General features: G+C 69.8%; 6 protein-coding genes and 1 pseudogene. 4 read left to right on the top strand and 3 right to left on the bottom strand.

Features of this window, described 5'->3' with window-relative positions; translation table 11 throughout:
* From treY to RT309_RS12560, 3 genes are all read right to left on the bottom strand, one after another.
* On the bottom strand, positions 1 to 1,662 hold a 1,662-nt coding region (gene treY / locus RT309_RS12570), incomplete at its 3' end, for a malto-oligosyltrehalose synthase (protein ID WP_313357523.1).
* A 1-nt stretch (position 1,663) separates the two neighbouring features.
* Positions 1,664 to 3,865: a glycogen debranching protein GlgX gene (glgX, locus tag RT309_RS12565; protein WP_313357521.1), complete on the bottom strand. Its 2,202-nt coding sequence runs from the start codon at positions 3,863 to 3,865 to the stop codon at positions 1,664 to 1,666.
* Positions 3,862 to 4,170: a hypothetical protein gene (locus tag RT309_RS12560; RefSeq protein WP_313357519.1), complete on the bottom strand. Its 309-nt coding sequence runs from the start codon at positions 4,168 to 4,170 to the stop codon at positions 3,862 to 3,864. Before RT309_RS12560 ends, glgX begins: the two co-directional genes overlap by 4 nt.
* Positions 4,171 to 4,379: 209 nt before the next feature.
* Between RT309_RS12560 and folE the strand changes: the two genes are divergently transcribed.
* The 4 genes and pseudogenes from folE to RT309_RS12540 all read left to right on the top strand — a co-directional run.
* On the top strand, positions 4,380 to 5,033 hold the full coding sequence (folE, locus tag RT309_RS12555) for a GTP cyclohydrolase I (RefSeq protein ID WP_396654454.1): 654 nt from the start codon (positions 4,380 to 4,382) through the stop codon (positions 5,031 to 5,033).
* A 29-nt stretch (positions 5,034 to 5,062) separates the two neighbouring features.
* Positions 5,063 to 6,202, top strand: a complete 1,140-nt coding sequence (locus tag RT309_RS12550; protein WP_313357517.1) for an FAD-dependent oxidoreductase — start codon at positions 5,063 to 5,065, stop codon at positions 6,200 to 6,202.
* Positions 6,203 to 6,221: 19 nt separating this feature from the next.
* Positions 6,222 to 7,100 carry a dihydropteroate synthase gene (folP, locus tag RT309_RS12545; RefSeq protein ID WP_313357525.1) on the top strand — a complete coding sequence of 293 codons (879 nt, stop codon included), beginning with the start codon at positions 6,222 to 6,224 and terminating at the stop codon, positions 7,098 to 7,100.
* 16 nt (positions 7,101 to 7,116) lie between these two features.
* A pseudogene (locus RT309_RS12540) lies at positions 7,117 to 7,415 on the top strand (pyrimidine reductase family protein); the annotation flags it as partial.

Raw genomic sequence — 7,415 nt, 5'->3', positions numbered from 1 at the left:
CAGCCGCTCCGACCAGACCGGCCAGGCGCCGACGGCCGCCTGCCACAGCATGCTGTCGAGAGGGCCGTGCCCGGTCGACGCGATGCCGCGCAGCTCGCCGAGCACCTCGGCCCAGCGCTCGGGCACCTCGGCGAGCACGGCGAGGCGGGCGCGGACGTCTTCGGAGCGCTTGGTGTCGTGCGTCGACAGCGTCGTCATCGAGCACCGCCAGGCGGCGAGGCGCCGTTGCTGCGCGGTGTGGAATTCCGCGACTGAGAGGGAGGCGACCGACGGGTCGCCGCCGACCTCGGTCAGCGTGCCGAGGCGCGTGAACCGGTAGAACGCGGTGTCCTCCACGCCCTTCGCCATGATCGCGCCGGAGGTCTGCTGAAAGCGCCGGGCGACCGGCAGCGTCGGGTCGGCGAGCAGCGGCTCGAGCTCGTCGATCGCGGATGCCAGATCGGGGCGTCGCCGCCTGGCCTCCTCTGTCGCCTGCCTGAGGTGCTCGCGACCGGCGGGCAGGTACGAGCGGTAGACGGGAAAGCAGGCGAGCAGCTCGGCCAGGGCATCCCCCGCCCGCACGATGCCGAACGGCAGGGCGCGCACCAGCCGGCGCACCTCGGACTGCAGCAGTCCGTCGGCCATCGCGCGCTTGGTGTCGTGGATGAGGTCGTGCCAGTCCTGCGCCTCGGGAAGGCCGCTCTCGGCGCGCAGCGTGGCGTCGAGAGCGGTGAGCGCGTCGACGCCCGACGGGTCGATGAGCACCCGGTCGATCTCGCCGAGGGCGTCGTACCCGGTGGTGCCGTCGGTGCGCCACCACGGCGGCAGCTCCTCGCCGTACTCGAGGATCTTCTCGATCAGCGTGTACGCACCGCCGGTGGCATCCGCGAGCCGCTCGAGATAGCCCTCGGGGTCGTCGAGTCCGTCGGGGTGATCGACCCGGATGCCGTCGGCGAGGCCCTCGCGGATCCAGCGCACGATCTCGTCGTGCGACCGGGCGAAGACGTCGGGGAGCTCGACACGCAGAGCCGCGAGCTCGGAGACGGCGAAGAAGCGGCGGTAGTTCAGCTCCGCGTTCTGGTCTTCCCAGTGGCGCAGCTCGTAGTGCTGCGCCTCCAGCAGAGCTGCCAGGTCGTCCTTCAGGTGTGCGGTACCCGGCGCCAGCGGGAGGACGTGCTCGAAGTACGACAGCGTGCCGTCGGGGGCATCCGGTGCCGGGGTCGAATCGACCACGACCTCGCCGCGCTCCAGAACCTCGGCGGGCGTGCCGCCGAGGATCGGCAGACGCACCTTCTCGCGCCCGCGATCCCAGTCGATGTCGAACGCGATCGCGTGAGCCGAGCCGCGGCCGAGGCGCAGCACGTCCCACCACCACGGATTCTGCCGCGGCGCGGCCACCCCGACGTGGTTCGGCACGATGTCGACCAGGATGCCGAGGCCCTCCGCGCGCGCTGCGGCCGAGAAGGCAGCGAGGCCCGCAGCCCCACCCCGGGACTCGTCGATGCGGGAGTGGTCGACGACGTCGTACCCGTGGTCGGAGCCGTCTGTCGCGGCCAGCAGGGGTGAGAGATACGCCCAGTGCGCACCGAGCCGGTGCAGGTAGCCGGTCAGCTTCGCCGCCTCCTCGAGCGTGAAGCGCGAGGTGATCTGCAGTCGGTAGGTGGAATCGGGGCGGCTCGTCATCTCACACCTCGGGCTTGGGGGCGGGGGAGCGGCTGGCCGCGTTCTCGACCTGGATCCGCAGCGACGCTTCCACGGAGTCGTCGGTCGGCTCGTCGGCGCCATCGACCTCGCGGAGCACCAGCATCGATCCGGCCTCGAGGTTCACGTCGGCCTCGGCGGGCAGCGGAGCGGAGTTGGTGAGCTCGCCTGCCGTGTCGACCGCGGCTTCCCAGGTGGCGCCGTGCCTGGCATCCGGAAGCACCACGTCGACCGACTCGTCGCCGCTGTTGAAGTACACCAGGAAGTTCACGTCGTCGACGGGGCGGCCCTGACGGTCCTTCTCGCGGATGCCGCGGCCGTTGAGGAACATGCCGATCGACAGACCGAAGCCCGAGTCCCAGTCCTCCGGCTGCATCGTGCGCCCGTCCGGGCGCAGCCACTCGATGTCGGGCACCGAGTCGTCTTCGATGCGCACGGGCTTGCCGTCGAAGAACCGGCTGCGCCGGAACGTCGGGTGCAGTGCGCGCAGCCGGGTGAGCGCTGCGGTGAACTCGACGAGCGGCAGATCGGCAGAGTCCCAGTCGATCCACGTGATCTCGTTGTCCTGCGCGTAGCCGTTGTTGTTGCCGTTCTGCGTACGCCCCAGTTCGTCGCCGTGCGAGATCATCGGCACGCCCTGCGACAGCAGAAGAGTGGCCAGCATGTTGCGCTGGCGCATCGCGCGGCGGCGGTTCACGTCGGGATCATCGGTGTGCCCCTCGACGCCCAGGTTGTCGGAGCGGTTGTGCGATTCGCCGTCGTTGTTGTCTTCGCCGTTGGCCTCGTTGTGCTTCTCGGCGTAGCTGACGAGGTCGCGCAGCGTGAAGCCGTCGTGGGCGGTGATGAAGTTGACGGATGCCACCGGGCGGCGCCCGGAATGCTCGTAGAGGTCGGCCGATCCGGTGAGTCGTGAGGCGAACTCGCCCAGCGCCTGCGGCTCGCCGCGCCAGAAGTCGCGCACCGTGTCGCGGTACTTGCCGTTCCACTCCGACCACTGCGGCGGGAAATTGCCCACCTGGTAGCCGCCGGGCCCGATGTCCCACGGCTCGGCGATCAGCTTGACCTGGGACACCACCGGATCCTGCTGCACGAGCTCGAAGAAGGTCGCCAGCCGGTCGACGTCGTAGAACTCCCGGGCGAGCGTCGAGGCGAGGTCGAACCGGAACCCGTCGACGTGCATTTCGGTGACCCAGTAGCGCAGCGAGTCCATGATCAGCTGCAGCGCGTGCGGGTTGCCCACGTTCAGGCTGTTGCCGGTGCCCGTGTAGTCGGTGTAGTACCGGCGGTCCTCCTCGAGGCGGTAGTACGCCTCGTTGTCGATGCCGCGCATAGACAGCGTGGGCCCGAGATGGTTCCCCTCGGCGGTGTGGTTGTAGACCACATCGAGGATCACCTCGATGCCGGCGGCGTGCAGCGCGCGCACCATCGCCTTGAACTCCTGCACCTGCTGGCCGTGCTCGCCGCTCGACGAGTACGTGTTCTGCGGCGCGAAGAACGACAGGGTGTTGTAGCCCCAGTAGTTCGACAGGCCCTTGTCCTGCAGCGTGCTGTCGTTCACGAACTGGTGCACGGGCATGAGCTCGATCGCGGTCACGCCGAGCCGCGTCAGATGGTCGATGATGGCCGGGTGGGCGACGCCGGCGTAGGTTCCCCGCAGCTCTTCGGGCACGTCGGGATGCCGGATGCTGAGGCCCTTCACGTGTGCCTCGTAGATGACCGTCTGTGCATAGGGCGTCTTCGGCAGCCGGTCGCCGCCCCATTCGAAGAACGGGTTGATCACGACGCTCTTCGGCGTGCTCGCCGCCGAGTCGTCCTCGTTGTGCGAGTCGGGGTCGCCGAAGTCGTACGAGAACGGCGCCTGCCCCCACTCGACCTGCCCGGCGACGGCTTTCGCGTACGGGTCGAGCAGCAGCTTGCTGGGGTTGAAGCGCTTGCCGTCGGCCGGAGCGTATGGTCCGTGCACGCGGTAGCCGTACAGCTGCCCCGGCTGCACCGACGGCAGGTACCCGTGCCAGACGTACGCGTCGACCTCGACGAGATCGACGCGGGTCTCTTCGCCGGCATCGTCGAACAGGCACAGCTCGACCCGTTCGGCGCACTCGCTGAACAGCGCGAAGTTCGTGCCCTGACCATCGAAGGTCGCACCGAGCGGATGGGCGGATCCGGGCCACACGTCGACGGTCATGCCGCGGAAAGCCCGTGGCCGCGCGAGGCCGGCGAGTGCGGCGCCGCTTCGCGCACCAGGCGCACGGCCTCCTCGAAGTCGAAGACCTGCGCCATCTCGATCGCCTTCGGGTAGGGGTGGCCCGAATAGCAGATGAACAGGGGTGGGATCACCTCTACGTAGCCCACGGGGCCGTGGTCCAGCACCTCGTAGCGATCGATGTCGACGAGTTCGTACGCCGGCTCGACGGAAGCCGCCGGGGGCGGGGAGGTCGGCTCGGCCTGCCGAGCGATCGCGTGTCCGGTGGGTGTGCGTGCGGCAGACATAGAGGACTCCTGTCTCGACTGCCTTCCGGCGATGCGCCTCGAGGTCACTGCTCTTTGAAGAGAAGCTACGCGGATGGCGTCGGCACGGCTACGGGGTTGTCACACGAAGAAGTTCGGGGTAACACAAGCTGCGGACACATTCTAAAAGACGTAATGCTTGTTTTTAGAGCGCGCCGGGTGTCTGATGGAAGAAGGCACAGGAGGTCGAAATGACGATGACAGCGATCCATGACCACGACGAGCTCGCGGCGGCGCCGCAGGCGCCCCAGCGCGTGCGGATCGAGGCTGCTCCACAGCCCGTGGATCTCGTCGCCGCCGAGCGCGCGGCGCATCTGCTGCTCAGGGCGCTGGGGGTCGACCCCGACGCGATCGACACGCCCGACCTGGCGCGTACGCCCCGGCGCTTCGCGGAGGCGTATGCCGAGCTGCTGTCACCCCACCCGTTCGACTTCACGACGTTCGCCAACTCCGAGGGCTACGACGAGCTCGTGCTCATCCGCGACATCCCCGTGTGCTCGGTGTGCGAGCACCACCTGCTGCCGTTCACGGGCATCGCCCACGTGGCCTACCTTCCGGGGGAGAGCGTGGTCGGGCTGTCGAAGATCCCCCGCATGGTCGACCACTACGCACGCCGGCCGCAGACGCAGGAGCGCCTGACCGTGCAGATCGCCGACGCCCTCGCCGCGCGGCTGCAGCCGCGCGGCATCGGCGTCGTCGTGGAAGCCACTCACACCTGCATGACGCTGCGCGGCGCTCGCGCCGTCGGCTCGACCACCACCACGTCGGCCCTGCGGGGCACGCTGCGCGAAGACGCCCGCTCGCGGGCCGAGTTCTTCGCGCTGACTGCCGACCGCAGTCGCTGAGAACGGTCCACGTCGGAGGAAGGAAGACCATGAGCATCGCCATCGTCGGCGGCGGCCTCGCCGCCGCCACTGCAGCCACCGAGCTGCGAGAGCGCGGATACGTCGGCGACGTCGTGATCTACGCGCGCGAAGATCACCTGCCCTACGAGCGTCCGCCACTGTCGAAGGACGTGCTGCTCGGAAAGAAGGACATCGATGCCGCCATCGTGCACGATGAGGCGTGGTACGCCGCCAACCGCGTGCGTCTCGAACGCGGCGTCTCGGTCACCTCGATCGACCCGGCGGCGCACACCCTGCGCACCGAGCCGACCGGCGGGGGTGAGAGCACCGAGCACCGGTACGACCGACTGCTGCTCGCCACCGGAGCCACCGCACGCCGCTTCGCACTGGCCGACCGGGTGGCCGATCCCATCTACCTGCGCACCGTCGAAGACAACACGCGCCTGCGCGCGGCGCTGCGGCCCGGTGCGAAGGTCGTGATCGTCGGCGCCGGGTGGATCGGGTTGGAAGTGGCATCCGCCGCTCGGCAGAAGGATGCCGAGGTGACCGTCTACGAGATGGCCGAACTGCCTTTGGTCGCCGTGCTCGGGCCCGAGATCGCGCGGCTGTTCGCCGACCTGCACCGCGCGCACGGCGTCGATCTGCGCCTCAGCACCGCCGTCGACGAGGCCGCGCTCGCCGCCGCTGACGTGGTGGTCGTGGGCATCGGCGCGATCCCGTCGACGCAGCTCGCCGAGCAGGCCGGACTCGACGTCGGCAACGGCGTGCTCGTAGACGAGCGGCTGCGCACCTCCGACCCCGACATCTACGCCATCGGCGACGTCGCGAATCACCGGCATCCGGTGCTCGGGCGACGCATCCGCGTCGAGCACTGGGACACCGCGATCGAGCAGGCCAAGGTGGCCGCGCACAACCTCATGGGCGGCGACGAGCCGTACACGCACCTGCCGTACTTCTTCACCGATCAATACGATCTCGGAATGGAGTACTTCGGCAGTGTCGGGCCCGACGGCTGCGACCGGGTCGACGTCGAGGGCGACACGGACGTCGCGAACGGCGGCGCGTTCCGCGCCTACTGGGTGAAGGACGGCACCGTGCTCGCGGCCATGCATGCGAACGACTGGGATTCCTCCGACGCGGTGCGCGACAGCGTCGGAGGCGAGCGGTGATGGGCCGGTGACCGCAGCGATGCGCCGCCGCATCGGCGCCCGCGAATTCGACTTCGCGCGGCAGGTCGCGGTCATGGCCGTCGTCAACCGCACGCCGGACTCGTTCCACGATCGGGGAGCGACGTTCGTCCTCGACCGCGCGGTCGCGAGCGCGCTGCGCGCCGCTGACCTCGGCGCCGACTGGATCGACATCGGCGGCGTGCCGTTCGGCCGCGGACCGGTGGTCAGCATGCGGGAGGAGATCGACCGCGTGGTGCCGGTCGTCGAAGCGGTCGCCGCCGAGCGGCCCGAGCTGGTCATCTCGGTCGACACGAACCGCGCCGATGTCGCCGAGCGGGCGATCGCGGCCGGCGCGGCGGTGATCAACGACACCAGTGGCCTGGGCGACGAGCGCATGGCCGAGGTCGTCGCCGCCGGCGCGGCGCACATCGTCATCACCCACAGCATCGGTCCGCCGCGCGTCGAGAAGCCCGCGGCGACATACGCCGACGTGGTCGCCGAGGTGCGCGGCTTCCTCGCCGAGCGTCTGCAGCGGGCCGAGGCCGCCGGCATCTCGCGGGAGTGCCTGATCATCGACCCGGGCCACGACCTCGACAAGAACACGCTGCACTCACTCGAGCTCACCAGGCGACTCGATGAGATCGCGTCTCTCGGGGCGCCGCTGCTCGTCGCCGTGTCGAACAAGGACTTCATCGGCGAGGCGATCGATCGGCCGCGGTCCGAGAGGCTGGCGGGCTCGCTCGCGGCGATGACGGCGTGCATCCTCGCCGGCGCCCGCATCGTCCGGATGCACGATGTGGCCGAGACCGTCGACTCGGTCCGCATGATCGAGACGATTCTCGGCTGGCGTGCTCCGGCCCGCCTCGAGCACAACACCCACCCCACCCGCAACGTCTGAGAAGGGCATCCCGAGCATGCACACCCCCATCGACCGCATCTGGCCCGACCCGGCAGCCGCCCTCGATGACGAGGCACTGCTCGAGGCGACCCGCTTTCCCGCCGAGGGCACCTGGATGCGGGCGAACTTCGTCTCGAGTCTCGATGGCGCGGCCACCCGCGGCGGTGTCTCCGGTGGCCTCGGCGACGATGCCGACCTTCGCCTGTTCGCGCTGCTGCGCCGCGCGGCCGACGTCGTGCTCGTCGGCGCCGGCACCCTGCGCGACGAGGGGTACGACGGGCTGCGTGTCGACGACGCCTCGGTCGCCTGGCGCGA

The organism is Microbacterium sp. (genome assembly GCF_032084865.1).
Classification (GTDB): domain Bacteria; phylum Actinomycetota; class Actinomycetes; order Actinomycetales; family Microbacteriaceae; genus Microbacterium.
The sequence above is the reverse complement of the archived record's forward strand: the minus strand, read 5'-3'. Positions and strand labels throughout refer to the sequence as shown.